General features: G+C 59.0%; 1 protein-coding gene. It reads left to right on the top strand.

All coding sequences use genetic code 11. The features are described 5' to 3' along the window. Nucleotides 1-1,280: calcium-binding protein (locus AEQ63_RS21030; RefSeq protein ID WP_161806098.1), on the top strand; the 1,280-nt coding region annotated here is incomplete at both ends.

The raw sequence follows: 1,280 nt of genomic DNA on the forward strand, positions 1-1,280 counted from the left end.
GGCAACAACGTACTGGACGGTGGCCTGGGCGCCGACTTCATGGCTGGCGGCGCTGGCAACGATACTTACATCCTCGACAACGTCGGTGACGTGATCAGCGAGACCAGCACCCTGGCCAGCGAGATCGACACCGTTCGCGCCTCGATCAGCTACGCACTTGTCGCCAACGTGGAAAACCTCACGCTCACCGGCACTGCCAATAATTACGCCGTCGGCAACGCGCTGAACAACGTATTGATCGGCAATGACGGCAACAACCAACTGGTCGGGGGGGCTGGCCTCGACACCATGATCGGCGGCAAGGGCAATGACGGCTACGGCGTCGATCAGACGGGAGAACTGGCGCTGATTCAGGAATATGCCAATGAGGGTAACGACACCATTGTCATTGAGTACAGCGCTACCGCCCAGACCAGCACCGTCAGTCTGAACCAGAGCAATCTGCTAAACGTCGAAAATCTCATCGTCAGCGGCGCAGGGGCGTTCAACCTGACGGGCAACGTGCTGAACAACACCCTGACGGGCAACAGCGACGCCAACTTCATCGACGGTGGCTGGGGCGCAGATACCATGATCGGCGGCGCCGGTAACGATACTTACATCGTTAACGACATCGCGGATGTGGTGGTCGAGACGGGTACCTCACTCTCGGAAATCGACATGGTCTATTCCTACGTCGACTACACCTTGGGCAACAACGTCGAAATCCTCGCTCTGGCAGGTGCCGCAGACCTCAAGGCTACCGGTAATGCCCTGAACAACACCCTCTACGGCAACGATGGCAACAACGAACTCGACGGCGGCCTGGGTGCCGACTTCATGACGGGCGGCGCTGGCAACGATACCTACATCGTCGACAACGTCGGTGACGTGGTCAGCGAGACCAGCACCCTGGCCAGCGAGATCGACACCGTTCGCGCCTCGATCAGCTATTCTCTTGCCGCCAACGTGGAGAACCTCACGCTCACCGGCAGTGCGAATAACTACGCCGTCGGCAACGCGCTGAACAACGTATTGATCGGCAATGACGGCAACAACCAACTGGTCGGGGGGGCTGGCCTCGACACCATGATCGGCGGCAAGGGCAACGACGGCTACGGTGTCGATCAGGCGGGAGAACTGGCGCTGATTCAGGAATATGCCGATGAGGGTAACGACACCATCGTCATTGAGTACAGCGCTACCGCCCAGACCAGCACCGTCAGTCTGAACCAGAGCAATCTGCTAAACGTCGAAAATCTCATCATCAGCGGCGCAGGGGCGTTCAACCTGACGGGCAA

It is taken from the genome of Pseudomonas sp. RIT-PI-o (assembly GCF_001297215.1).
In the GTDB taxonomy this organism is placed as follows: domain Bacteria; phylum Pseudomonadota; class Gammaproteobacteria; order Pseudomonadales; family Pseudomonadaceae; genus Aquipseudomonas; species Aquipseudomonas moraviensis_A.